25 protein-coding genes are annotated in these 21,621 nt (G+C 64.7%); 12 read left to right on the top strand and 13 right to left on the bottom strand.

What is annotated here, in order from left to right; genetic code table 11:
- Window positions 1-110: 110 nt before the first annotated feature.
- Window positions 111-1,193 carry a peptidase C39 family protein gene (locus PVT67_RS06730; RefSeq protein WP_301499136.1) on the bottom strand — a complete coding sequence of 361 codons (1,083 nt, stop codon included), beginning with the start codon at window positions 1,191-1,193 and terminating at the stop codon, window positions 111-113.
- A 187-nt stretch (window positions 1,194-1,380) separates the two neighbouring features.
- Here PVT67_RS06730 and PVT67_RS06725 point away from each other — a divergent pair, with 187 nt between their 5' ends.
- From PVT67_RS06725 to PVT67_RS06715, 3 genes are all read left to right on the top strand, one after another.
- Entirely contained in the window at window positions 1,381-2,799 is a 1,419-nt protein-coding gene (locus PVT67_RS06725) for a RimK family protein (RefSeq protein WP_301499135.1), read from the top strand.
- 71 nt (window positions 2,800-2,870) lie between these two features.
- The gene (locus PVT67_RS06720; protein WP_301499134.1) at window positions 2,871-3,404 is read left to right on the top strand and encodes a septation protein A; all 534 of its coding nucleotides are present in this window, start codon (window positions 2,871-2,873) and stop codon (window positions 3,402-3,404) included.
- 260 nt (window positions 3,405-3,664) lie between these two features.
- The gene (locus tag PVT67_RS06715) at window positions 3,665-3,964 is read left to right on the top strand and encodes a YciI family protein (protein WP_301499133.1); all 300 of its coding nucleotides are present in this window, start codon (window positions 3,665-3,667) and stop codon (window positions 3,962-3,964) included.
- Between the two features lie 81 nt (window positions 3,965-4,045).
- Here PVT67_RS06715 and PVT67_RS06710 read toward each other — a convergent pair whose 3' ends face one another.
- Window positions 4,046-4,909: an NAD(P)-dependent oxidoreductase gene (locus PVT67_RS06710; protein ID WP_301499132.1), complete on the bottom strand. Its 864-nt coding sequence runs from the start codon at window positions 4,907-4,909 to the stop codon at window positions 4,046-4,048.
- A gap of 2 nt (window positions 4,910-4,911) precedes the next feature.
- Window positions 4,912-6,468, bottom strand: a complete 1,557-nt coding sequence (locus PVT67_RS06705) for an FGGY-family carbohydrate kinase (RefSeq protein WP_301499131.1) — start codon at window positions 6,466-6,468, stop codon at window positions 4,912-4,914.
- A gap of 84 nt (window positions 6,469-6,552) precedes the next feature.
- Here PVT67_RS06705 and PVT67_RS06700 point away from each other — a divergent pair, with 84 nt between their 5' ends.
- Genes PVT67_RS06700 through cdd form a run of 4 tightly spaced genes read left to right on the top strand, consistent with a single transcriptional unit; the run spans window position 6,553 to window position 9,450 of the window.
- Complete coding sequence (locus tag PVT67_RS06700) at window positions 6,553-6,897, top strand: CidA/LrgA family protein (RefSeq protein WP_301499130.1); 345 nt, start codon at window positions 6,553-6,555, stop codon at window positions 6,895-6,897.
- Window positions 6,890-7,579, top strand: a complete 690-nt coding sequence (locus PVT67_RS06695) for an LrgB family protein (RefSeq protein ID WP_301499129.1) — start codon at window positions 6,890-6,892, stop codon at window positions 7,577-7,579. The genes PVT67_RS06700 and PVT67_RS06695 overlap by 8 nt, the downstream gene beginning before the upstream one ends.
- A complete protein-coding gene (locus PVT67_RS06690) occupies window positions 7,576-8,565 on the top strand; it encodes a 2-hydroxyacid dehydrogenase (RefSeq protein WP_301499128.1) in 990 nt (329 codons plus the stop codon). Before PVT67_RS06695 ends, PVT67_RS06690 begins: the two co-directional genes overlap by 4 nt.
- Window positions 8,566-8,571: 6 nt before the next feature.
- Window positions 8,572-9,450 carry a cytidine deaminase gene (cdd, locus tag PVT67_RS06685; protein ID WP_301499127.1) on the top strand — a complete coding sequence of 293 codons (879 nt, stop codon included), beginning with the start codon at window positions 8,572-8,574 and terminating at the stop codon, window positions 9,448-9,450.
- Between the two features lie 24 nt (window positions 9,451-9,474).
- On the opposite strand, the gene PVT67_RS06680 is transcribed toward cdd, so the two are convergent.
- Both PVT67_RS06680 and PVT67_RS06675 read right to left on the bottom strand, forming a co-directional pair.
- The gene (locus tag PVT67_RS06680; RefSeq protein WP_301499126.1) at window positions 9,475-9,654 is read right to left on the bottom strand and encodes a type II toxin-antitoxin system antitoxin; all 180 of its coding nucleotides are present in this window, start codon (window positions 9,652-9,654) and stop codon (window positions 9,475-9,477) included.
- A gap of 3 nt (window positions 9,655-9,657) precedes the next feature.
- Entirely contained in the window at window positions 9,658-10,512 is an 855-nt protein-coding gene (locus tag PVT67_RS06675; RefSeq protein WP_301499125.1) for an SPFH domain-containing protein, read from the bottom strand.
- A 125-nt stretch (window positions 10,513-10,637) separates the two neighbouring features.
- On the opposite strand from PVT67_RS06675, the gene PVT67_RS06670 reads away from it, so the two are divergent.
- Together PVT67_RS06670 and tpiA are read left to right on the top strand one after the other, a co-directional pair.
- Window positions 10,638-11,678, top strand: coding sequence for a patatin-like phospholipase family protein (locus PVT67_RS06670; RefSeq protein WP_301499124.1), 1,041 nt, complete (start codon window positions 10,638-10,640; stop codon window positions 11,676-11,678).
- Between the two features lie 63 nt (window positions 11,679-11,741).
- Window positions 11,742-12,506, top strand: a complete 765-nt coding sequence (gene tpiA / locus PVT67_RS06665; RefSeq protein WP_301499121.1) for a triose-phosphate isomerase — start codon at window positions 11,742-11,744, stop codon at window positions 12,504-12,506.
- A 138-nt stretch (window positions 12,507-12,644) separates the two neighbouring features.
- On the opposite strand, the gene hda is transcribed toward tpiA, so the two are convergent.
- The 4 genes from hda to upp are packed head-to-tail and all read right to left on the bottom strand — an operon-like array spanning window position 12,645 to window position 16,328.
- A complete protein-coding gene (gene hda / locus PVT67_RS06660; RefSeq protein ID WP_301499119.1) occupies window positions 12,645-13,337 on the bottom strand; it encodes a DnaA inactivator Hda in 693 nt (230 codons plus the stop codon).
- A gap of 9 nt (window positions 13,338-13,346) precedes the next feature.
- Window positions 13,347-14,348: a DUF2066 domain-containing protein gene (locus PVT67_RS06655; protein WP_301499117.1), complete on the bottom strand. Its 1,002-nt coding sequence runs from the start codon at window positions 14,346-14,348 to the stop codon at window positions 13,347-13,349.
- 52 nt (window positions 14,349-14,400) lie between these two features.
- Window positions 14,401-15,654 carry a uracil-xanthine permease family protein gene (locus tag PVT67_RS06650; RefSeq protein WP_301499115.1) on the bottom strand — a complete coding sequence of 418 codons (1,254 nt, stop codon included), beginning with the start codon at window positions 15,652-15,654 and terminating at the stop codon, window positions 14,401-14,403.
- A gap of 47 nt (window positions 15,655-15,701) precedes the next feature.
- Window positions 15,702-16,328 carry a uracil phosphoribosyltransferase gene (gene upp, locus PVT67_RS06645; RefSeq protein WP_301499113.1) on the bottom strand — a complete coding sequence of 209 codons (627 nt, stop codon included), beginning with the start codon at window positions 16,326-16,328 and terminating at the stop codon, window positions 15,702-15,704.
- Window positions 16,329-16,484: 156 nt separating this feature from the next.
- On the opposite strand from upp, the gene purM reads away from it, so the two are divergent.
- The 3 genes from purM to PVT67_RS06630 are packed head-to-tail and all read left to right on the top strand — an operon-like array spanning window position 16,485 to window position 18,882.
- A complete protein-coding gene (gene purM, locus PVT67_RS06640; protein WP_301499111.1) occupies window positions 16,485-17,525 on the top strand; it encodes a phosphoribosylformylglycinamidine cyclo-ligase in 1,041 nt (346 codons plus the stop codon).
- The gene (gene purN / locus PVT67_RS06635; RefSeq protein WP_301499110.1) at window positions 17,522-18,160 is read left to right on the top strand and encodes a phosphoribosylglycinamide formyltransferase; all 639 of its coding nucleotides are present in this window, start codon (window positions 17,522-17,524) and stop codon (window positions 18,158-18,160) included. The genes purM and purN overlap by 4 nt, the downstream gene beginning before the upstream one ends.
- Window positions 18,139-18,882, top strand: a complete 744-nt coding sequence (locus PVT67_RS06630; RefSeq protein WP_301499108.1) for a DUF3108 domain-containing protein — start codon at window positions 18,139-18,141, stop codon at window positions 18,880-18,882. Before purN ends, PVT67_RS06630 begins: the two co-directional genes overlap by 22 nt.
- Here the strand turns inward: PVT67_RS06630 and PVT67_RS06625 are convergent.
- The 4 genes from PVT67_RS06625 to PVT67_RS06610 all read right to left on the bottom strand — a co-directional run bounded on the left by PVT67_RS06625 (window position 18,869) and on the right by PVT67_RS06610 (window position 21,546).
- A complete protein-coding gene (locus tag PVT67_RS06625; RefSeq protein WP_301499106.1) occupies window positions 18,869-19,648 on the bottom strand; it encodes a class II glutamine amidotransferase in 780 nt (259 codons plus the stop codon). The genes PVT67_RS06630 and PVT67_RS06625 overlap by 14 nt on opposite strands.
- A 99-nt stretch (window positions 19,649-19,747) precedes the next feature.
- Window positions 19,748-20,314, bottom strand: coding sequence for a hypothetical protein (locus tag PVT67_RS06620; protein ID WP_301499104.1), 567 nt, complete (start codon window positions 20,312-20,314; stop codon window positions 19,748-19,750).
- Between the two features lie 116 nt (window positions 20,315-20,430).
- Entirely contained in the window at window positions 20,431-21,012 is a 582-nt protein-coding gene (locus PVT67_RS06615; RefSeq protein ID WP_301499102.1) for a TMEM175 family protein, read from the bottom strand.
- A gap of 51 nt (window positions 21,013-21,063) precedes the next feature.
- Window positions 21,064-21,546 (bottom strand): GNAT family N-acetyltransferase, encoded by a 483-nt coding sequence (locus PVT67_RS06610; RefSeq protein ID WP_301499100.1) that lies wholly within the window; start codon window positions 21,544-21,546, stop codon window positions 21,064-21,066.
- Window positions 21,547-21,621: the final 75 nt, after the last annotated feature.

Raw genomic sequence — 21,621 nt, 5'->3', positions numbered from 1 at the left:
CATGAAGTAAAGCCGCAACCTGCAAGCTGCGACCGATGACCATAGTAGCATAAGCGGCGCCAGCGTACAGCGTTATTTTCGTGAGACTCGCCTGTCCTTCGTTTCCTTATTTAGCGTAGCAGCAGTGCGGCCGAATATTGGCGTCGTCCCTGGCGCGACATGCGTTGGAACATGGCCAGGGGAACAGGCATGGCGATGTTGTCGGTCACGCTCTGGCCCTGGTCCAAATCCGGGTCATGCAGGTAGACGAAACGCTTGTCCATGGCCACCACCAGCACCCAGTGCGGCGCCTTCTCGTTGTGCATCAGGTAGGTGGAGATGAGTACCAGCGCCAGGCCGCCGCCGTCCAGGTGCCGCTTGAGGGCGTCGAGCTCCAGGCGCTGGATGATGCGGGCCACCCCGGCCTTCTTGAGGCGCTTGGAAAAATCCTCGTGCACCACTGAGATGATGCGCTTCTTCTCCAGGTTCCTGACCCCTTCGACGAAGGGCACTTCCCGGTCGGAGACGCAGAGGCTCACCTCCAGGCCATGGGCTTTGGCCGCCAATGCCAGGCCCTCGCCGGAGCAGCCGCCGTGGCCCGAGGTCATGTAGATGGTGGTGGACTCGCGCCAGAGGTTGAGTTCGTTGCTGATGCTGGGCCTGTGCTTCTTCTTCAGCGCCGACAGGGCCATCAGCAGGCAAGCGGGGCCGCAGGTGAAGCTGGTCTGCTGGGCATAATAAGGCACCTTGAGGCTGCCCCTGGGCAGCTTGCCCTTGAGGCGCTTTTCCATGCGCAGGCCGTCGCCGCCGTCCTCGTAGTAGGCCAGCAGCGGCGCTATGACCTTGAAGCCGCAGCGCCCGTAGAGGCCTATGGCGGCCTCGTTGCCCTGCTGCACTTCCAGGCGGATGGCGACCATGCCCTCGGCCAGGGCCGCTTCCTCGAGCTTGTCCATCAGGGCCTTGGCGATGCCGCGGCCACGGGCCTTGGGGTCCACCGCCAGGGAATAGAGCCGGGCCAGGGCCGTGCCCTTTTTCAGCAGCAGCACCGCGGCCCCCAGCAGCTTGGTCTTTTCCTCTGCCACCCAGACCTGGCCATGGGCCTCCTTCAGCAGGTGGCGCCAGCGGCGCCTGTCCAGCCTGTCGTGGGTAAAGGCCTTCAGTTCCAGGTCGTGGAGATCCTCGAGATCCCTAAGGGTGGCAAGGCGCAGTTTCATGTCGAACACCAGTTACGCGGCTTAACAGCACAATAGCCATAATTGGAGGCGCCCGACAGCAAAGGTTGCTTGTCTTAAGAACAAGAAACCCTTGTTTGCGAAGGCGTCTTTGCAGGCGCATGCTGGCGGCGCCCAAGCAGGCCATCAGCGCCCGCCAGCGCAGCACTACCCTAGTTCAGGAGCGACCATGACCCGGCTTTATATCCTCCTCAAGGACAGAAAACAGTGGGGAGGCCTCTACCCCTCGGAAGATCTGCTGACCGCCCGCCAATACCTCAAGCTCCATCCCACCAAGGAAGGGGACAAGGTCCAGGTACTCAACCTCACCGGCTCCTATCGCTACCTGGGCGAGGGCTATTACTGCTCGCTGCTGGCCGAAGCCCGTGGCCACAGGGTCATTCCCTCTGTCGCCACCTTGAACGACCTGGCCAGCCGCGGCCTCTACGGCCCTGAGCTGAAGACGGTCAAGGCCCCGGTTGAGACCGAGTCGAACTTTCGCGTCTTCTTCGGCCGCACCCTGGACCCGCAGTTCGCCGAGCTGGGGCTACAGCTGTTCGACCGTTTCCCGGCCCCTATCCTGGAGGCCAGCATCAAGGAGGGGGTCATCACCAAGCTCAAGCCCAAGGGGCTCAAGGATCTCAGCGACGCCGAGGAAACCCTCTTCGCCGAAGCCCTGGACGCCTTTTCCGCCAAGATCTGGCGGGTCAAGAAGCCCAAGCGCAAGTACCGCTTCGATCTCGCCATGCTGGTGGACCCACAAGAGAAGTTCCCGCCGTCGGACACCGGCGCCCTCAAGCGCTTTATCCGCGCCGGCCGCACCCTGGGGGTTCAGGTGGATCTCATCACCCACAAGCAGGCCGCACGGCTGGCCGAATACGACGGCCTCTTCATCCGCGAGACCACCAGCATCCACGGCCAGAGCTTCCAGATGGCACGCCGTGCCGAGAACCTGGGGCTGGCCGTCATCGACACCCCCGAGGCCATACTGCGCTGCACCAACAAGATCTACCTCGCCGAGCGCCTGGAGCAGGCCAAGGTGGCTATCCCCAAGACCCGGGTGGTGCAACACGGCGACGAGGAGGCCCTGGTGGCCGCGGCCCAGGAGCTGGGATTCCCACTGGTGATGAAGATACCGGACGGCTCCTTTTCCCGGGGCGTGGTCAAGGCCAAGGACATGGAGGAGGTGCACCATCATGCCCAGGCCTTCTTCAAACAGTCGGCGCTGATCCTGCTGCAGGAGTATTGCTACACCGAATACGACTGGCGGGTGGGGGTGCTCAACCGGCAGCCTCTTTTTGTCAGCAAGTATTTCATGAGCCGGGGCCATTGGCAGATCTACAACCACTCCGGCAAGAAGACCCAGTCCGGCGGTTTCGAGACATTGCCGGTGGCCGCCGCCCCCAAGAAGGTGGTGGAAACGGCGGTCAAGGCCGCCAACCTGATGGGGGACAGCCTGTTCGGGGTGGATCTCAAGGTGGTGGACGGCAAGCCGGTGGTGATAGAGGTCAACGACAACCCCAACATCGACTCAGGGGTGGAGGACAAGGTGCTGGGAGACCAGATCTACCTCACCATCATCCAGGAGTTCATCAAACGCATGAGTTGATGACCCAGCGCGGGGCTTTGGAGTGGGGAGCCAGTTGGCGTAGACTGGGCGGCAGTTGTCTGGAGGATTGCATGGCTGTTCTTGATTACCTGCCGCTCATCGTCTTTTTCATCGCCTACAAGCTGGGCGGCATCTACACCGCCACCTGGGCCCTGATGGCCAGCACGGCCCTGCTGCTGGTGATCTTCAAGGCCATGGGCAAGGCCATCAGCAAGCAGCAGTGGTGGCTGCTGGGGGCCGTGGTCGTCTTCGGCAGCATGACCCTCATATTCCGGGACCCCCTCTTCATCAAGTGGAAGGTGACTGTGGTCTACCTCGCCTTCGCCCTGGCCCTGCTGCTGGCCCAGCTCAAGGGCGAGAGCCTGCTCAAGACCATGCTGGGCGGCCAGCTGACGCTGCCTGACGGCGTCTGGCGCAACCTGAGCTTCGGCTGGAGCGCCTTCTTCGCCGGCCTTGCCGCCCTCAACCTCTATGTGGCCTACCACTATTCCCAGGACGCCTGGGTCAACTTCAAGCTGTTCGGCACCACTGGCCTCAACCTCTTGGCCATAGTGGTGACCGGTATGCTTATCTACAAGCATCTGCCGGAAGAAGAAAAGTCCTGATCGCAAAGGCCGCCCCGGGCGGCCTTTTTCATAGCAGGAAGGAGTGCAGTCCTGCTGCTTTGCTCGCCTTTGGCTAAGTTGTCGCCTCTTGTCCAAACAGTCATCAAAATGTCACGCCATGGCGGCACAATGCCTGCGAATTGGCATTGCGATACAGCGCCAGTCCATCTCTGAGACATCCTGATAGTGATTTTTTGCCCCGGCTGCTGCCGGGGCTTTTTCTTTTGCGTAAGCTAAGGGCCTCAACCAAGGAGAGCCCCATGCTGTACATGATCGCCAGTGAAGACGTTCCCCATTCCCTGCCCCTGCGCCAGCCGGCCCGCCCCGCCCACCTGGAGCGGCTGAAGCTGTTGCAGGAAGCCGGCCGCCTGGTGCTGGCCGGCCCACTGCCGGCCATAGACGCCAACGATCCGGGTGAGGCCGGCTTCACCGGCTCCCTGGTGGTGGCCGAGTTCGACAGCCTGGCCGAAGCCCAGGCCTGGGCCGACGCCGACCCCTACGTCGAAGCCGGCGTCTACCAGAAGGTGGTGGTCAAACCCTTTAAGAAGGTGCTGCCCTGAACCAGCACTTGTAAGGCGCTGGAACCACAGGAAGCTGATATGCCAGCGTAAAAAAAGCCGCCTCAAGGGCGGCTTTTTTTATCAGGCCTTGCTCGCCTCCAGGCGGGCCAGCAGGCTGGAGGTGTCCCAGCGGCTGCCGCCGAGGCGCTGCACCTCGGCATAGAACTGGTCCACCAGGGCGGTCAGGGGCAACTGGCTGCCGTTGCGGCGCGCCTCGTCCAGGGCGATGGCCAAGTCCTTGCGCATCCAATCCACGGCGAAGCCGAATTCGTACTGCCCCTTGTCCATGGTCAAGGCGCGGTTTTCCATCTGCCAGCTCTGGGCGGCCCCCTTGGCGATCACCTCCACCACGTCGGCCACGTTGAGGCCGGCCTGCTTGGCGAAGTTGATGCCCTCGGCCAGGCCCTGCACCACGCCGGCGATGCAGATCTGGTTGACCATCTTGCAGAGCTGGCCGGCACCTGCCTCACCCAGGCGCTTGATCTGCTTGGCGTAGGTCTTGAGCACCGGCTCGGCCTTGGCGTAGCTGGCCTCATCGCCCCCGACCATGATGGTCAGCTGGCCGTTCTCGGCGCCGGCCTGGCCGCCGGAAACGGGCGCGTCCAGGAAGCCGATGCCGCGGGCCAAAAGGGCCTGGTGCAGTTCGCGGGCGACGATGGCGCTGGCGGTGGTGTGGTCCACCAGTATGGCGCCGCTGGCCATGCCGGCCAGGGCCTGCTCGGCGACACTGCGCACGTCGTCGTCGTCGCCGACGCACATCATCACCAGCTCGGCACCCTGGGCCGCCTCGGCGGGGGTGGCGGCATAGCGGCCGCCATGTTGCTTGGCCCAGGCCTCGGCCTTGGCACCAGTCCTGTTGTAGACGCAGACGTCAAAGCCCGCCTGCTGCAGGTGGCCGGCCATGGGATAGCCCATGACGCCGAGGCCCAGAAATGCCACTTTCATCTTCAATCCTTCCAGTTGAGGAGCCGCTTGTAGAGGGGCCTGAGCTTGCCATAAATCGGCTTATAAATCTCTTGGTAGAGGCGCTGGTAAGTCCGCTGGTGCTCAGGCTGCGGCCAAAAGCATTGGCCCTGGTGGCACATGGCCTCGCCGGCCGCCGCCATGTCCGGATACCAACCCAGGCCCACGGCCGCCGCCATGGCCGCCCCCAGGCCCGAGGCCTCGAAGGTATGGGGCCGGCTGACGGGCTGGCCCAGCACGTCGGCGAGGATCTGCATCACGGTATCCGACTGGCTGCCGCCCCCCGACACCCGGATGCCGCTAAAGGCCTGGCCCTTGGCTTTTTCCAGCCTGTCCTTGCCGGCCTTGAGGGCGTAGGCGATGCCTTCGATCAGGGCCCGGTAGAGATGGGCACGGCTATGGCCGTCGGTCAGGCCCACCAAGGCGCCGCGGGCTTCGGGCCCGGGGTAGATGACGCCGGGCGCCATATGGGGGTCGAAGACCAGGCCGTCCGAGCCCGGCGGCACGGCGCTGATCAGCTCCTCGACGATCTCCTCCGCCGCCCTGGCCTCGGCCTTGGCCGCCTGGGTCTCCACCTCCCCGAATTCCTGCAGCAACCAGCGCAGCAACCAGAAGCCGCGGTTGAGCTGCACCTCCAGGCAATAGGCCCCGGGCACCAGGGCCGGGTATGGCGGCAGGAAACGCACCGCCTCTTTGTACTTGTGGCTGAGGCCTGTGATGGTGGCGGTGGTGCCGAGGCTGATGGAGGCCAGTTCCTCGCCGGCCACCCCGGCCCCCAGCACTTCTGCCTGCTTGTCGCCGCCGGCGGCGAAGAGCTTGAGGCCCGCCGGCAGGCCAGTGGCCTCGGCGGCGTCCAGGCTCAGCTCCCCCAGCAATTGGCAAGGCGCCACCAGTTCGGGAAGCTGGTCACGGCGTACCTTGAGGGCCTGCCACTTCCAGTCCCAAGGCTCGGCCCAGGCCTGGCGGCGATAGGAAAAGGGCAAGAAGCCGACCTGGGAAGCCACCGAATCCCGGTACTGGCCGGTGAGCTTGAGGGTCAGCCAGGCAGAGAGCAGCCCCACCTTCTTGGCCTCGGCATGGACCCTGGGCTCATGCTGGGCCACCCAGTTGATCTCGGCCTCGGCCTGGAAATGGCGCACTGTGCCCAGTTGCCCTGCCGCCATCAGCGCCAGGCGCCAATGCCAGGGGATGGCCGGCAACTGGCTGGCGCGGCGCCGGTCAGGCCAGATGATGGCCGGGCGCAGGGGCTGGCCCTCACCGTCCAGGTGCAGCAGGGTGCCACGCTGGGTGGTGAGGGCCGCCCCCGCTATGGCCTTGGGGTCTATGCCGGTTTCCCTGAGCAGGCCCTTGCTGGCCTGGCAGAGGGCTTGCCAGAAATGCTGCGCCTCCAGCTCGGCGCTGCCGCCCGGGCCCTGGTAGAAAGGCGGCTGAAAGGCTTGCTGGCGCTTGGCCAGCAGCTGGCCCTCCCGGTCAAACAGCAGGGCACGGACCGACTGGGTGCCGCAGTCGAGGGCGAGAAGGTAGGAAGGGTTATTTGCCATAGGTCAAAAATGGGGCACTTAGGCTACAGGCCTTGGGGATGCGTGATAAAATGCCCACAAAATCCCCTGCATTTCAATCATGTAATGAAGCTGTTGCGGGCCGTCCTCATTCTTTTCAGCTGCCTCTACCTGGGTAAGGGGCTGGTTTACCTCAGCCATTTGCCCATACCGGGCAGCATCATCGGCATGCTGCTGCTGTTCCTGGCCCTATCCTCTGGCCTCGTCAAGGGCCACTGGGTCAGCCCCTTCGTCACGCCCCTGCTGCGCCACATGACGCTGCTTTTCATCCCGGCCGGGGTGGGGCTGATGAACTACCTGGACCTCATCAGCAGCCATGCCCTGGCCCTGCTGGGCACCACCCTGCTCTCCACCTGGCTACTGATCCTGGCGGTGGGTACCTGGCATCAGCGGAGGCAGCCCCATGATTGAAACCGCCCTGCTGGCCCTGACCCTGGCGCTCTACTGGGGCTTTCGCACCCTGCAAGCCAAGGTGAAAAGCCCACTGCTGAACCCGGTGCTGCTGGCCATCGCCTGCCTGGTGCCGCTGCTGATCTATTGCCATATCCCCTACGAGCGCTACATGGCGGGCGGGCGCTTTATCAACTTATTCCTGGAGCCGGCCGTGGTGGCCCTGGCCTACCCCCTCTACCAGCAACTGGCGCTGATCCGCGCCCAGTGGAAGGCCCTGCTGGTGACCCTGCTGCTGGGGGTGCTGCTGGCCCTGACGCTGACGGTGTTGCTGGCCTGGGCCCTTGGCGCCGACAAGACGGTGGCCCTGTCCCTGGCGCCCAAGGCCGTCACTACCCCCATCGCCATGGGGGTCAGCCAGAAACTGGGCGGCATAGCCCCCCTGACGGCGGTGCTGGTGATCCTGGCCGGCATAGCGGGGGCCGTACTGGGCCCCTGGATCTTGGACAAGGCCGGGGTCAAAAGCCCCGAAGCGAGAGGCCTTGCCATGGGCTGCGCTGCCCATGCGGTGGGCACGGCGCGGATGGTAGAGGAAAGCCCGGAAGCGGCCGCCTTCTCCAGCCTGGCCCTCAGCCTTTGCGGCATTTTGACGGCACTGCTAGCCCCGCTGCTGGTGCCCTTACTCACGGAGTGGATGACATGAAAGTCGCGGTATTTTCCAGCAAGCCCTATGACAAGGCGTCCCTCGAGGCAGCCAAGGGTGCCATCGACTGGCACTTCCTCGAACCCCGCCTGGACGCCCTGACGGCGAGCCTCGCCGCCGGTTGCCAGGCCGTCTGCGCCTTCGTCAACGACGACCTCTCCGCCCCCGTCCTCGAAAAACTCAAAGAGGCCGGTGTGACCATGGTCGCCCTGCGCTGTGCCGGCTACAACAACCTGGATCTCAATGCCGCCGACCGCTTGGGCCTGCGGGTGGCCAGGGTGCCGGCCTACAGCCCGGAGGCGGTGGCCGAACACGCCGTGGCCCTGATGCTGATGCTCAACCGCCGCCTGCACAGGGCCTACAATCGGGTGCGCGAAAACAACTTCAGCCTGGAGGGGCTGCTGGGCTTCAACCTCCACGGCAAGACGGCGGCCCTCATTGGCACCGGCGCCATCGGCCTGGCCACGGCCCGTATCCTGGCCGGCTTCGGCTGCCGGCTGCTGGCCGTGGACCCAAGGCCCAACCCGGCCTTCGAGGCCCTGGGCGGCCGCTACCTGCCCCTGGAGCAGGCCCTGCCCCAGGCCGACATCGTCAGCCTGCACCTGCCCCTGACCCCGGACAGCCGCCACCTCATCGACGCCGACAGCCTGGCCCTGATGAAGCAGGGTGTGATGTTGATCAATACCAGCCGAGGTGCTCTACTGGACACCCAGGCGGCCATAGCAGCCCTCAAGTCAGGGCAGCTGGGCTACCTGGGACTGGACGTGTACGAACAAGAGGGGGACCTTTTCTTCGAGGATCTCTCCAACGCCATCATCCCCGATGATGTGTTCCAGCGGCTGCTCACCTTCCCCAACGTGGTGATCACAGGCCACCAGGGTTACTTCACCCAGGAAGCCTTAAGCGCCATAGCGCGCACCACCGTCGACAACCTCGACGCCTTCGGGCAAGGCCGACGCAGCGGCAACGAATTGACCAAGGCTTGATTTTTGATGAACAAAGAGTTGTTGGCGGCTTCATTGCCGCTTTTGCCGTCTGGGCTGCAAAACCCGGTGCGCCAATGGCTGGACCGCCGGCCCTTCGCGGCCCGGCTGGCCCCGGATGAGATAGCAGCCTGGCAAGCCCTGAGCGGCCTGGACGGCGACCAGCTGATGCTGGCCCTGCTGCCCCTGGCCCGCTGCTTCGCCCACCCCGGCATTTCCGAGTTCTATGTGGGTGCCATAGTGGCGGGGGCCAGCGGCAGCTGGTACTTCGGCGCCAACCAGGAATTTGCCGGCGCCACCCTGGCCATGACCATCCACGCCGAGCAATGCGCCATCACCCATGCCCGCCAAGCCGGTGAAACCCGGCTCAGCACCCTGGCCGTCAACTACAGCCCCTGTGGCCACTGCCGCCAGTTCATGAGCGAGATAGACGAAGAGTTGAGCCTGCGGGTGCTGCTGCCGGGCCGCCCTGCCCTGACCCTGAAGGACTACCTGCCGGACGCCTTCGGCCCCTGGGACTTGGATAAGCCCCAGCGGCTGCTGGGCCCCACCAACCTGAGTCTTGCCGCCACCAGCGCCGATCCTCTGCACCAGGCGGCGGCCCAGGCCGCCAGCCACAGCCACAGCCCCTACAGCGGCACCGCCGCTGGGGTAGCCTTGCAGATGGGCGAGCGGCTGGTGACCGGAAGCTACCTGGAGAACGCCGCCTACAACCCCAGCCTGCCGCCTTTGCAGGCGGCGCTGATCCTGGCCGCCATGGAGGGCCTGCCCTGGCAGGCCAGCCGCCTGGTGCTGGCCCAGCATCTAGGCAAAGTGGATCTCTTTGAGAGCACGGCCCAGTTGGCCAAGGCCCTGGGGCTGCCGGCACCCGAGTTGCTGGACTTGTGAAAAAGGCGGCCTGGGCCGCCTTTTTCATTCCTTGTCTTCCACCACCTTGGGCTTGGGGGGCCTCAGCCGGCCCTGGGCATAGAGGGCCTGGCGCAGCACATATTCTATCTGGGCATTCAAAGAGCGCAGCTCGTCGTCCGCCCAGCCTTGCAGGGCGGCCAGTACCTGTTCGTCGATGCGCAGGGGATAGGCTTTCTTGGCCATGGCTCAGTAGAGGCTGCCGGCGTTGACCACCGGCTGGGTATGGCTCTCGCCGCAGAGCACCACCAGCAGGTTGGAGACCATCACCGCCTTGCGCTCCTCGTCCAGCTCCACCACCCCCTGTTCCTTGAGTTCGCTGAGGGCCATATGCACCATGGACACGGCCCCTTCCACCAGTTGGGAACGGGCGGCCACTATGGCGGCGGCCTGCTGGCGGCGCAGCATGGCCGAGGCGATTTCCGGCGCATAGGCCAGGTGGGAAATGCGCGCCTCTATGACTTCCACCCCGGCCTTGTCCAGGCGGTCCTGGATCTCGACCTTGAGCTTCTCGGCGATGTCCTGGGTGTGGCTGCGCAGTGCCACCTCCCCTTCCTGGTGCTGGTCATAGGGGTAGGAGCTGGCCAGGTTCCTGACAGCCGCCTCGGACTGGATGGAGACGAAGTCCTCGAAGTCGTCCACCTCGAACACCGCCTCGTAGGTGTCCACCACCCGCCATACCACCACGGCCGCTATCTCTATGGGGTTGCCGGCATGGTCGTTGACCTTGAGCTTGTCGCTGTCGAAATTGCGCACCCGCTGCGACACCCGCTTCTTGGAATAGAAGGGGTTGGCCCAGCGCAGCCCGGGGCTGACGGCTGTGCCCACATAGGAGCCGAACAGCTGCAGCACCTTGGCCTCGTTGGGGGCCACCATGAAAAAGCCCCCCAGGCTGATGACACTGCACAGCAACAGCAACGCTGCCAGCACCTTCACCAGGCCGATGTTGACGCCCACCAACACCAGCAATGAAACCAGCATCAGGGCAGGCAGCACCACCAGCATCAGGTAGCCGGAGGCAGGGTTGCGACGGATCTCTTTCATGACTCACTCCTTGAATTGATATCAATTAGATATCTAACTGATGAAGACTCCCTTGTCAAAGCCGTTGTCGCTGGCGCCGGCCTTTGGCATCCTTGCCCCCAGTTTCCACTGTCTTTTGCTTTGCCATGTCCCTGCCCTTCGTGATCAAGGCCGGCGCCAGCGCCCGGGCCCAACTGTTAAAGGACGGCTTCGACGCCGCCCAGTTCTCCACCCTGCTCGGCGCCTCAGGTGGCCCTAAGTGGTTCGTGCTGTCGGGGCTGGACCGCTTCCTGGCCGGGGATTTTTTCAAGGGACAGCGGTTGGATCTGCTGGGCACCTCTGTGGGAGGCTGGCGCATGGCGGCCCATGCCTGCGGCGACTCCGTGGCGGCCATAGAGCGCTTTCGCGACTTCTACCATCATCTTTCTCACGCCGATGACGCCAGCCCCAAGGCCATCTCCGATTCCAGCCGCGCCATGGTCGCTACCCTGCTGGGCAGCCAAGGGGCCGGCGACATCATAGGTAACGAACAAAAGCGGCTGCACCTCATCACCGCCGGCTGCAAGGGGCTCCTGAAGAGCGAGCGCAAGGGGCCCCAGCTGCTGGGCCTGGGCCTGGCCGCCTTCGGCAACCTGCTGCACCGCAAGGCCCTCGGCCTCTTTTTCGGCCGCGCCGTCTTCCACAATGGCGAGGCGCCGGCCTGGCTGGGCACGGCCGATCTGCCCACCGAATATCTGCGGCTTACCGAGCAGAACCTGCCCCTGGCCCTGGAGGCCACGGGCGCCATACCCCTGGTGCTGGAAGGGGTGCGCCTGGACGGCAGCCGCCACGGCCTGCACAGGGACGGCGGCATCCTCGACTACCACTTCGACCTGCCCCTGGAGCCAAAGGGCCTGGTGCTCTACCCCCACTTCTACCCCCAGGCCATACCGGGCTGGTTCGACAAGGGCCTCAAGTGGCGCAAGGCCAAGGCGGCCCATTACGACAAGGTGGTGATGGTGGCGCCCTCCCCCGAGTTGGTGGCAAGCCTGCCCCATGGCAAGATCTCCGACCGCAAGGACTTCGAGCGCTTCAGCGACCAGGAGCGCATCGCTTACTGGCAGGCCGTCATCGACGCCGGCAACCGCCTGAGCGACGCCTTCGCGGCCAGCCTCAAAAACGGCCAATGGCGGCAAGCGCTGCTTTAAGCTGTGGTATCCTCTCGCCCCGATAATAATGAACAAACCCTACAGGAAAGGAGATCACCCGGAATGCGTCGTCCTCTGGTGATGGGAAACTGGAAGCTGCACGGTACCAAGGCTTCCGTCGAAAAACTGCTGGTCGAACTGATGGTCACGGCCAACGAGGTGGAAGGGGTCGAAGTGGCCGTCTGCCCGCCGGTGATCTTCATGGGCCAGGCCGAACGCTTGCTGCGCTACAGCAACATCGCCCTCGGCGCCCAAAACATCGACTTCAACCGCCAAGGCGCCTTCACCGGGGAAGTCTCCCCCGACATGCTCAAGGAATTCGGGGTCCGTTACGTGCTGGTGGGCCATTCCGAGCGCCGCGCCCTGCACCATGAGACCGACGAACTGGTGGCCCGCAAGTTCGAAGCCGTCAAAGAAGCCGGCCTCACCCCTGTGCTCTGCGTCGGCGAGACCCAGGCCGAGCGCAACAACGGCGAAACCCAGGACGTCATAGGCCACCAGCTGCAAGCGGTGGTAAAGCGCTGCGGCCGCAAGAGCTTCGAAGACGCCGTCGTGGCCTACGAGCCGGTCTGGGCCATAGGCTCAGGCCAGGCCGCCAGCCCTATCGACGCCCAGAAGGTCCACGCCTTCATCCGCGCCCAGGTGGCGGCCCAGGACAAGGCCCATAGCGACGCCCTGCGCATCCTCTACGGCGGCTCGGTCAAGGCCAGCAACGCCCGCTCCCTGTTCATGATGGACGACGTGGACGGCGCCCTGGTGGGCGGTGCCTCCCTGGACGCCAGCGAATTCAGCGCCATCTTCAAGGACGCCATCAAGGGCGCCGCCTGACACTGGCACATAAAAAAGGGGGCCATCCGGCCCCCTTTTTTATTGGGAAAATTAGAGCTGCAAGGCTTGCTTCACAAAGGGAATGGTCAGCTTGCGCTGGGCGGCCATGTAGGAGCCCTGTCCCGGGCTCCTGAAACCTCAGAGCTGCAGCGCCTGCTTCACAAAAGGAATGGTCAGCTTGCGCTGGGCGGCGATGGAGGCCCTGTCCAGGGCGTCCAGGGCCTCGAAGAGAGAACGCATGTCCCTCGACAGCCGGTTCAGCAGGAAGCGGCCCACGTCATCCGGCAAGGTGAAGCCGCGCAGCCCGGCCCGCAACTGCAGGGCGGCCAGCTTGCCTTCGTCGTCCAGGGGCTGGAGCTGGTAGGTGACCCCCCAGTCGAGGCGGGAGACCAGATCCGCCAGTTCCAGGCCCAACTGCTGGGGCGGCGCCTCGGCGGTGATCACCAGGTGGGCCCCGTCCCGGGTTTCCAGCACCCTGTTGTAGAGGTCGAACACCTGGCTCTCCCAGGGGTTGTCGCCGGCGATGGCGCCGACGTCGTCGATGCAGACCAGGGCCAGCTTCTCCATGCCTTCGAGCATGGCCGGGGCCATCTGGTCACGGGCCTTCAACGGCAGGTAGGCGGCGGCGGCGCCGCGCTCGGCGGCCAGGGCACAGGCGGCGTGCAGCAGGTGGCTGCGGCCGCTCATGCCCTTGCCCCAGAGGTAGAGCACCCTTTTCCCTTCGGCGCGGGCGGCGTTCTTCACCGCCGCCACCAGTTGGGCGTTGTCGCCGGGGTAGAAACTGACAAAGGTCTCGTCGTCAGGTAGCTGGACGGCAAGGGGTAACTGCACGCTTGGTCCTCAGCGGTTCACGTAATGGTACTGGCCGTCTGGGCCGGCCTCGAAATGGCGGCTCAGGGCCAGGGCCTGGTTGAGCTGGCCTTCATCGCCCCGCAATTGCAGGCTGAAGGTCACCTGGCCTTGGTTGACGGCGGTAACGCTGGCATCGGCCACCAGCGGCAGGGCCTTGAGTTCGTCGAGGGCCGCCAGGTAGTCGGCGGAACGCCCTACCCCCACCAGGGTCAGCTGGGTGAGGTTGGCCGAGAGCTGGCCCTTGACCGCCAGGCTGTCGGCAAGCTGGTCGGCCAGCTCGTCCACCATGGCCTTGAGGGCATCGCCGGGGCTGGCCCCCTGGCCCTGGCCGCTGGCTGCCACATTGCCGGCCAGTTGCCAGTCGGCCACAAAGCCATTGCCTTCGGCGCTGACCTTGGCCATCAGGAACTGGGGCGCCTGGTAGCGGCTGGAGGCGTCGGCCACCGGCTCGCGAAAACGCCCCCAGACGTCCAGCACGTCCAGCTTGAGCTTGTCGTCGAGATCCCAGAGCGGCAGCAGCAGCGGCAGGCCCCGCGCCTTGCCTTCGTCCACCAGCACCTTGGCCAGGGCCGGGTTGGAGGCGTCGCTCACCAGATCGCGCTTGCCGTCCTGCTCCTGGGCCACCCACAACAGGGTGGTGGGCCTGTCGGCGCCCCAGACTGCCAGGCCCCGCTGCCAGATGGCCTGTTCCAGGGGGCGCTTGTCGAAGGCGGCATAGAGGGTCAGGCCGTCCTTGTCCTGCTCGTAGCGGTAGGACAGCAGAAAGGGGCTGGGATCACTCAGCAGATCGGCCAGGGCCGGGTTGCTGGCCGCGGCGCCGTTGCCGGTGACCCGCACCAGGGTCTGGGCCAGGGCCGTCTTCAGGGCAGTGCTGCGCGCCGCTTCCGTCTGGCTGGGCACCTGCACCTGGCTGCGGTACAGATCCTCGACCTGCACCGCCGGCAGTTGGGTGCTCAGCAGGGCAAGGCAAGCAAAAAGGGTGGCTCTCATGGGGTTCTCCGTACCGCGAATAGGGGGATCATAGGGGCAGGCCCCCCCTGACTCAAGACCTGACCTGATCCCTGGGTAATACCAGGTTCAGCAGTATGGCCACCAGGGCACAGAGGCTGATCCCCTGCAAGGTAAAGCTCCCCAGGCTGATCACCATGCCGCCGATGCCGAACACCAGCACCACTGAGCAGATCACCAGGTTGCGGGACTGGCTCAAGTCCACCCGGGAGCGCACCAGGGTATTGATGCCCACCGAGGCGATGGAGCCGAACAGCAGCACCATGATGCCGCCCATCACCACGGAGGGGATGGATTGCAGCGCCGCTCCCAGCTTGCCGACGAAGGCCAGCACTATGGCGAAGATGGCCGACCAGGTCATGATGCGCGGGTCGAAGCTGCGGGTCAGGGTCACGGCGCCTGTCACCTCCGAATAGGTGGTGTTGGGCGGGCCGCCGAAACAGGCGGCCAGGGTCGTGGCCAGGCCATCCCCCAGCAGGGTGCGATGCAGGCCGGGCTTTTGCAGGTAGTCGCGGCCTGTGACCGAGCCGATGGCCAGCACGTCACCCACGTGTTCTATGGCCGGGGCCAGGGCGACGGGCAGCATCCAGAGGATGGCGTCCCAGCGAAATTCCGGTGCCGTGAAATGGGGCATGGCCAGCCAGGGCGCCGCCTTAATGGCGTCAAAAGAGACGATGCCGAGCATCAACGACAGGCCATAACCGACCACTATGCCGGCGATGATGGGAATGAGCTTGAAGATGCCCTTGGCCAGGGTCGCCACCGCCAAGGTGGTGACCAGGGCGCTCATGGAGACCAGCAGCGCCTGGCCGGCCGGCACCAGCACCTTGGCGCCGTCCCCTGTCTTGCCCATCGCCATATTGACGCCGATACCTGCCAGGGACAGGCCGATGACGATGATGATGGGCCCCACTACCACAGGGGGCAGCAGCCGCTCTATGACGGCCACGCCCCGCAGCTTGACCAGGCTCGCCAGGGCCACGTAGACCAGGCCGCAGGCGGCCAGGCCCCCCAGGGTGGCGGGCAGGCCGAACTGCTGGGTGCCCATGATCACAGGGGCTATGAAAGCGAAGCTGGAGGCCAGGAACACCGGCACCAGGCGGCCTGTGATGAGCTGGAACAGCAGGGTGCCGAGGCCTGCGGTAAAGAAGGCGACGTTGGGGTCGAGGCCGGTCAGCAGCGGCATCAGCACCAGGGCGCCGAAGGCCACGAACAGCATCTGGGCACCGATCAGCGCCCTTTTCGGCAGGCTGTCGATGCGGTGGTGGCCGGGGGGCAGGGAAGTCATGGAGCAGTCCTCTGGATGGAAAAAACCCGGCCTGGGGCCGGGCGGGATCACTTGGTGCCGAAGATCTTGTCGCCGGCGTCACCGAGGCCGGGGATGATGTAGCCGTGCTCGTTGAGGTGCGAGTCGATGGCCGCTGTATAAAGCTCCACGTCGGGGTGGGCCTCTTCCAGGGCCTTGATGCCCTCGGGGGCCGCCACCAGCACCAGCACCTTGATGTGCTGGCAACCGCGTTGCTTCAAGAGATCCAGGGTGGCCACCATGGTGCCGCCTGTGGCCAGCATGGGGTCTATGACCAGGGCCACCCGCTCCGGCAGATCCTTGCAGAGCTTCTCGAAGTAAGGCACGGGCTCCAGGGTTTCCTCGTTGCGGTACATGCCCACCACAGACACCCGGGCAGAGGGGATCAGCTCCAGCACCCCGTCCAGCATGCCCATGCCGGCGCGAAGGATGGGCACCACCGTCACCTTCTTGCCCTTGAGCTGTTGCACCTCGACGGGGCCGTTCCAGCCATGGATGGTGACGGTTTCCAGCTCGAAGTCCTTGGTGGCTTCGTAGGTCAGCAGGCTGCCCACTTCGGCGGCCAGCTCGCGAAAGCGCTTGGTGCTGATGTCGGCTTCACGCATCAGGCCCAGCTTGTGCTGGACCAGGGGGTGTTTGACTTCACTGATCTTCATGGCGCTTCCTTTTCAGCTGGCAAAAAACTCATCGATTTTACCTGCCGCCTGCCGGGCGGGCAAAGGAAAAAGCCGCCAGGAAAACGTTTCAACTTAGGCCCGGCCCGGCTACAATACGCCCCGCCAAAATCCCCCCAACATCCCTAGAGGAAGACGATGAGCGAAAAACGCACGTCCCTGTCCTATAAAGACGCCGGTGTAGACATCGATGCAGGCAACGCCCTGGTAGAAAGGATCAAAGGTGTGGCCCGCCGCACCAGCCGCCCCGAAGTCATGGGGGGCCTGGGCGGCTTTGGCGCCCTCTGCCAGATCCCGACCGGCTATCAAGAGCCGGTACTGGTGGCCGGTACCGACGGCGTCGGCACCAAGCTGCGCCTGGCCCTGGACTGGAACCGCCACGACGGCGTCGGCATCGACCTGGTGGCCATGTGCGTCAACGACCTCATAGTCCAAGGCGCCGAGCCGCTGTTCTTCCTCGACTACTACGCCACCGGCAAGCTGGACGTGGACGTCGCAGCCCAAGTGGTGGCCGGCATAGGCCAGGGCTGTGAGCAGTCCGGCTGCGCCCTCATCGGTGGCGAGACGGCCGAGATGCCCGGCATGTACGAAGGTGACGACTACGACCTGGCCGGCTTCTGCGTCGGCGTGGTGGAAAAGTCCAAGATCATCGACGGCTCCGGCGTGGACGAAGGCGACGCCCTGATCGCCCTGCCCTCCTCAGGCCCGCACTCCAACGGCTACTCCCTGGTGCGCAAGATCGTCGAAGTGGCCGGTGCCAGCGCCGACACCCTCGTCGACGGTAAGCCCTTGGCTGACCTGCTGCTGGAACCCACCCGCATCTACGTCAAGCCGGTGCTGGAGCTCATCCGCAAGGTGCGCGTCAAGGCCCTGTCCCACATCACCGGCGGCGGCTTCTGGGAAAACATTCCCCGCGTCCTGCCGGACAGCGCCAAGGCCGTGGTCAACGAAGCTTCCTGGCAGTGGCCGGCCATCTTCAACTGGCTGCAAGCCGAAGGCAACGTCACCCGCGAAGAGATGTACCGCACCTTCAACTGCGGCGTCGGCATGGTGCTGGTAGTGCCCGCCTCCCAACTGGAAGAAGCCCTGGCCGTGCTGGAACAACAGGGCGAGAAGCCCTGGCACATCGGCACCATAGCGGCGCGTAACGACGGCGACAAAGCGGTAGAGATCCATTGAAGCGTATTGTCGTCCTGATCTCCGGTAGTGGCTCCAACCTGCAGGCGATCATCGACGCCTGCAGCGCAGGCAACCTCCAGGCCCAGGTGGTGGGCGTCGTCTCCAACAAGGGCGATGCCTACGGCCTGGAAAGGGCCGCCAAGGCCGGTATCGAGACCCTGGTGCTCAGCCACAAAGGCTTTGGTGACAGGGAAAGCTACGATGCCGCCCTGGTCGAGGCCGTCAACGGCTTCGAGCCCGATCTGGTGGTGCTGGCCGGCTTTATGCGCATCCTCACGCCCGTCTTTGTCGGTGCCTTCGAAGGCCGACTGCTCAACATCCACCCCTCGCTGCTCCCCAAATACAAGGGCTTGCATACCCATCAGCGGGCCCTGGACGAAGGCGACGCCGAGCACGGGGTGTCAGTGCATTTCGTCACCGCCGAGCTGGACGGCGGCCCCGTCATAGCCCAGGCCAAAGTGGCCATAGAAGCGGGTGACGACGCCGACAGCCTGGCCCAGAAGGTGCACCGGCAGGAACACATCCTCTACCCCCTGGTATGCGGCTGGTTCGTTGACGGCAGGTTGCAAATGGGCGAAGGTAGGGCCTGGCTTGACGGACAGGTTTTACCGCCATGCGGTTACGCAATCAATTGATCCCCCTGGCGCTGGCAGCGCTGCTCGCGCTGCCGGTTGCCGCTTCCCCCCTCTCCAGCTACGACGCCATCTACAAGGTACTGCGCAAAGGCAAGACCCTGGGCATGGGCAGCCGCAGCCTGGAGCAGGACGGCGATACCTATGTCCTCAAGAACGCCTCGGATCTGCGCTGGCTGATCTTCACCGACCAGCGCTCGGAGGAAGCCTCCTTCAAGGTCCAGGACGGCCAGGTCCAGTCCCTGCGTTACAGCTACAAGCGCACCGGCACAGGCCCTGACGACAGCTCCAGCCAGACCACTGACGGCCATACGGTGCGCAGCGGCGGCGCCGGCATCAATATCGAAGGCACCTTCTACGATCCCCTCTCCTACCAGCAGCAACTGGCCCTGGATATCGCCGCCGGCAAGCAGGACGTCAGTTACCACATAGTCCAAGGGCTCAAGGAGAAGGACTACCACTTCAAGGTGGCCGGGGAAGAGCGCATCAAGACCCCTTACGGGGAGCTGGATACCCTGAGGGTGGAGCGGGTGCGCGGCAAGAACTCCAGCCGCCAGACCATCTTCTGGCTGGCCCCCAGCCTCAACTACAGCCTGGTCAGGCTCTGGCAGGCCAAGGACGGGGTGGAACAGATGGAACTGGTGCTGGCCGAGTACCACGGCGGGCCCAAGATGCCGAGGGCCGAACCTGCGGCCGCCCCTGCAACTGCCCCTAAGGCCCCCTGAAGTAGACCTCCCCCAGCTTGAACACCACGTATTGCCCCGGGGCCATGGCGGCCCAGGGCTCCCCCACCGTCAGGGGCCGGGTGGCGATCACCGTCACCACGTCGTCCGGGGTGGTCAGGGCCCCGAAATCCACTTCCATGTCTTCGTCGATGAGCTTGGCCGCCCCGAATGGGGCGCGCCGGGTCAGCCAGTGCAGGTTGTTGCTGCAATAGGCCATCAGGTAATGGCCGTCGCTGAGCAGCATGTTGAAGACCCCCAGGGCCCGCAGCTCGTCCGCCACTCGGGCCACGAAGCGCCAGAAGGTCTGTTGCCGCGCCGGCGGCCCGTCCGGGAAGCGCTCACGGATGCGGTGCAGCAGGTGGCAGAAGGCCTTCTCTGAATCGGTCTGGCCGACGGGGATGCTGGTGCCTGTTGCCAGGCCCTGGTAGCCGCTCAGTTGGCCGTTGTGGGCAAAGGTCCAGTTGCGGCCCCAAAGCTCACGGGTGAAGGGATGGGTGTTCTCCAGCCCCACCTTGCCCCTGTTGGCCTGGCGGATATGGGAGACCACGGCGCAGCTCTTGATGGGATAGTCCTTGAGGAAGCCGGCTATGGGCGACTGGTGGGACGCCTCTGGATCCTTGAAGGTCCGGCAGCCCTTGCCCTCGTAGAAGGTGATGCCCCAGCCGTCCTTATGGGGGCCCGTGGCGCCGCCGCGTTTGATAAGGCCGGCAAAGCTGAAGCAGATGTCGGTCGGCACGTTGGCACTCATGCCAAGCATTTCACACATGGTTGTCTTGCCTTGAAAAACCCTGGCGACAGCTTAACAAGAGCGGGCGGGCCCTGGGGCCTTTTTACCAACAGAAGAGGAGCCTAGGCCCCTTTATGGTCAAAGCAGGCTGCCGGCGCGCCACTGCGTGGCAAGGGCATCCGCCAGGGCCGGTTCGCTCTGCCCCCGTTGGGGCCTGCTGGCCCATATGAGACGGCTGCTGGCCACCTCGTAGAGGCTGAACTGCCAGGCCAGGGGCTCGGCTCCCTTGGCCTTGTCGGCGGCCTGGAGCAAGGCCGACGAGGCTACCCACAGGGGGGCGAACTGGTAGGGGGCTGGCCTGTCGCCCTTGTCGGCATGGTCCTGGGGTTTGAGGGAGATCAGCAGGGTGTGGCTGACGCCGCGCTTCTTGAGCAGCTTGGCCAACTGAAAGCCCTGGCCCTGCTCCACCAGGGCCAGGGCCTTGTCGCCACAAGCGCTGGCCGCTATACCCTGGCGGCTGAGGCTGGCGGCAAATTCCTGCTCCAAAGCCAGGCGCTGCTCCGGCTGGACCCCGGCCACCAGCACCATCACCTGCGCCACCGCCTGGGGATCCTGGGCCTGCCAGCTCGTCACCTGTTGCTGGGCGCAACCTGTCATCAGGGTGGCCAGCACCAATACCCTCATCACCTTCAACACGACGCTCACCTGCCTGCTGCAATTTTGTGGTGGCCTATCCTACAGCAAGCAAGGCACCCTGACTTTTGTAAAAATGTGACACGCCTGGAGTTGTTACATTTCTGCTAATTTACCATCGGGTTGTTTCAACCCTGCTGGGTCAGGGTCCGCTCTATGCGCTGATCCGGCGCTAGCCAGAGCAGGGCCACCAGCACATAGCAAGCCACCGCCAGCTCGCAGTGCCAGAAGGCGCCCCCTATGCCTACCATGTAAAACAAGGTGGACAGTTTGCCTTTCCAATCCCGGCCAATGGCCTTTTTCAATACCGAATCCGGCCCCTGGCTGCGGATGATGAGGCCCTGGAGGATGAAGTAGGCGACGGCGCACATCAGCAGCACCAGGCCATAGAGGGCGGTGGGAGCCGCCGCCAGGTGGTTCTCCCCCATCCAGCCGGTGGCGAAGGGAATGAGGGACAGCCAGAACAGCAGGTGCAGGTTGGCCCAAAGCATGGGGCCAGTCACCCTCGCCACCGTGTGCAGCATATGGTGGTGGTTGTTCCAGTAGATGCCGAGGTAGATGAAGCTCAGCACATAGCTCAGGAACACCGGCAGTACCGGCAGCAAAGCCTTGAGATCCCCCCCATGGGGCACCTTCATCTCCAGCACCATTATGGTGATAAGGATGGCGATGACGCCGTCGCTGAAGGCTTCCAACCTGTTGGTTCCCATGAGGATTTCCCCTTAATTGAAAGCCCTACTCTGCCACGGCCAGAGGCCGCCTCAAAGGAGCTTTTGCCAGAACAGCGCCTTGCCCATGGCCGGATCCAGCTCGTAGCCGGCGAAGCCGAACTTGAGGTAGGCCTGGCGGGCCGGCTGGTTGCCTTCCAGCACCTCCAGGGTCAGCTTGCAGCAGCCCTTTTCCTTGGCCAGCTCCTCGAGCCGAGCCAGCAGTTGCAGGCTCAGACCCTGGCCGCGGAAGGCTTCCAGCACCACCAGATCGTGGATGTTGTAGAGGGGCTTGCCCTTGAAGGTGGAAAAGCCCTCGAAGGCGTTGAGCAGCCCCGCCGGCTTGCCGTCCACATGGCAGAGCAGGCTGAGGGCATAGGGCAGCTCGGCGAGCTTGGCCGGCAGGGCCGCCAGGTGCTCAGCGCTCAGCGACTCGCCGCCGCCCATGGGATCGGCGGCGTAGCAGCCAAGGAGATAACCCAGGTCCTGGGCGTCCTGGGGGTTGTGGTAGTCGGCGACTTTGATTTCAACGGCCATTGGTGCTTTCCCTGGTTGTCGTTCAGGCCACAACAAAACACAGGCCCAGGGTCGGAGCAAGGCCAAGGCGCCGGG

This window comes from Gallaecimonas kandeliae (genome assembly GCF_030450055.1).
GTDB classification, from domain to species: domain Bacteria; phylum Pseudomonadota; class Gammaproteobacteria; order Enterobacterales; family Gallaecimonadaceae; genus Gallaecimonas; species Gallaecimonas kandeliae.
The sequence above is the reverse complement of the archived record's forward strand: the minus strand, read 5'-3'. Positions and strand labels throughout refer to the sequence as shown.

Bases quoted from the DNA above. Each gene is read 5' to 3' on its own strand.
- PVT67_RS06730 (WP_301499136.1), bottom strand. From the start codon at position 1,193: ATGAAACTGCGCCTTGCCACCCTTAGGGATCTCGAGGATCTCCACGAC.
- PVT67_RS06725 (WP_301499135.1), top strand. From the start codon at position 1,381: ATGACCCGGCTTTATATCCTCCTCAAGGACAGAAAACAGTGGGGAGGC.
- PVT67_RS06720 (WP_301499134.1), top strand. From the start codon at position 2,871: ATGGCTGTTCTTGATTACCTGCCGCTCATCGTCTTTTTCATCGCCTAC.
- PVT67_RS06715 (WP_301499133.1), top strand. From the start codon at position 3,665: ATGCTGTACATGATCGCCAGTGAAGACGTTCCCCATTCCCTGCCCCTG.
- PVT67_RS06710 (WP_301499132.1), bottom strand. From the start codon at position 4,909: ATGAAAGTGGCATTTCTGGGCCTCGGCGTCATGGGCTATCCCATGGCC.
- PVT67_RS06705 (WP_301499131.1), bottom strand. From the start codon at position 6,468: ATGGCAAATAACCCTTCCTACCTTCTCGCCCTCGACTGCGGCACCCAG.
- PVT67_RS06700 (WP_301499130.1), top strand. From the start codon at position 6,553: ATGAAGCTGTTGCGGGCCGTCCTCATTCTTTTCAGCTGCCTCTACCTG.
- PVT67_RS06695 (WP_301499129.1), top strand. From the start codon at position 6,890: ATGATTGAAACCGCCCTGCTGGCCCTGACCCTGGCGCTCTACTGGGGC.
- PVT67_RS06690 (WP_301499128.1), top strand. From the start codon at position 7,576: ATGAAAGTCGCGGTATTTTCCAGCAAGCCCTATGACAAGGCGTCCCTC.
- cdd (WP_301499127.1), top strand. From the start codon at position 8,572: ATGAACAAAGAGTTGTTGGCGGCTTCATTGCCGCTTTTGCCGTCTGGG.
- PVT67_RS06680 (WP_301499126.1), bottom strand. From the start codon at position 9,654: ATGGCCAAGAAAGCCTATCCCCTGCGCATCGACGAACAGGTACTGGCC.
- PVT67_RS06675 (WP_301499125.1), bottom strand. From the start codon at position 10,512: ATGAAAGAGATCCGTCGCAACCCTGCCTCCGGCTACCTGATGCTGGTG.
- PVT67_RS06670 (WP_301499124.1), top strand. From the start codon at position 10,638: ATGTCCCTGCCCTTCGTGATCAAGGCCGGCGCCAGCGCCCGGGCCCAA.
- tpiA (WP_301499121.1), top strand. From the start codon at position 11,742: ATGCGTCGTCCTCTGGTGATGGGAAACTGGAAGCTGCACGGTACCAAG.
- PVT67_RS06655 (WP_301499117.1), bottom strand. From the start codon at position 14,348: ATGAGAGCCACCCTTTTTGCTTGCCTTGCCCTGCTGAGCACCCAACTG.
- PVT67_RS06650 (WP_301499115.1), bottom strand. From the start codon at position 15,654: ATGACTTCCCTGCCCCCCGGCCACCACCGCATCGACAGCCTGCCGAAA.
- upp (WP_301499113.1), bottom strand. From the start codon at position 16,328: ATGAAGATCAGTGAAGTCAAACACCCCCTGGTCCAGCACAAGCTGGGC.
- purM (WP_301499111.1), top strand. From the start codon at position 16,485: ATGAGCGAAAAACGCACGTCCCTGTCCTATAAAGACGCCGGTGTAGAC.
- PVT67_RS06630 (WP_301499108.1), top strand. From the start codon at position 18,139: ATGCGGTTACGCAATCAATTGATCCCCCTGGCGCTGGCAGCGCTGCTC.
- PVT67_RS06625 (WP_301499106.1), bottom strand. From the start codon at position 19,648: ATGTGTGAAATGCTTGGCATGAGTGCCAACGTGCCGACCGACATCTGC.
- PVT67_RS06615 (WP_301499102.1), bottom strand. From the start codon at position 21,012: ATGGGAACCAACAGGTTGGAAGCCTTCAGCGACGGCGTCATCGCCATC.
- PVT67_RS06610 (WP_301499100.1), bottom strand. From the start codon at position 21,546: ATGGCCGTTGAAATCAAAGTCGCCGACTACCACAACCCCCAGGACGCC.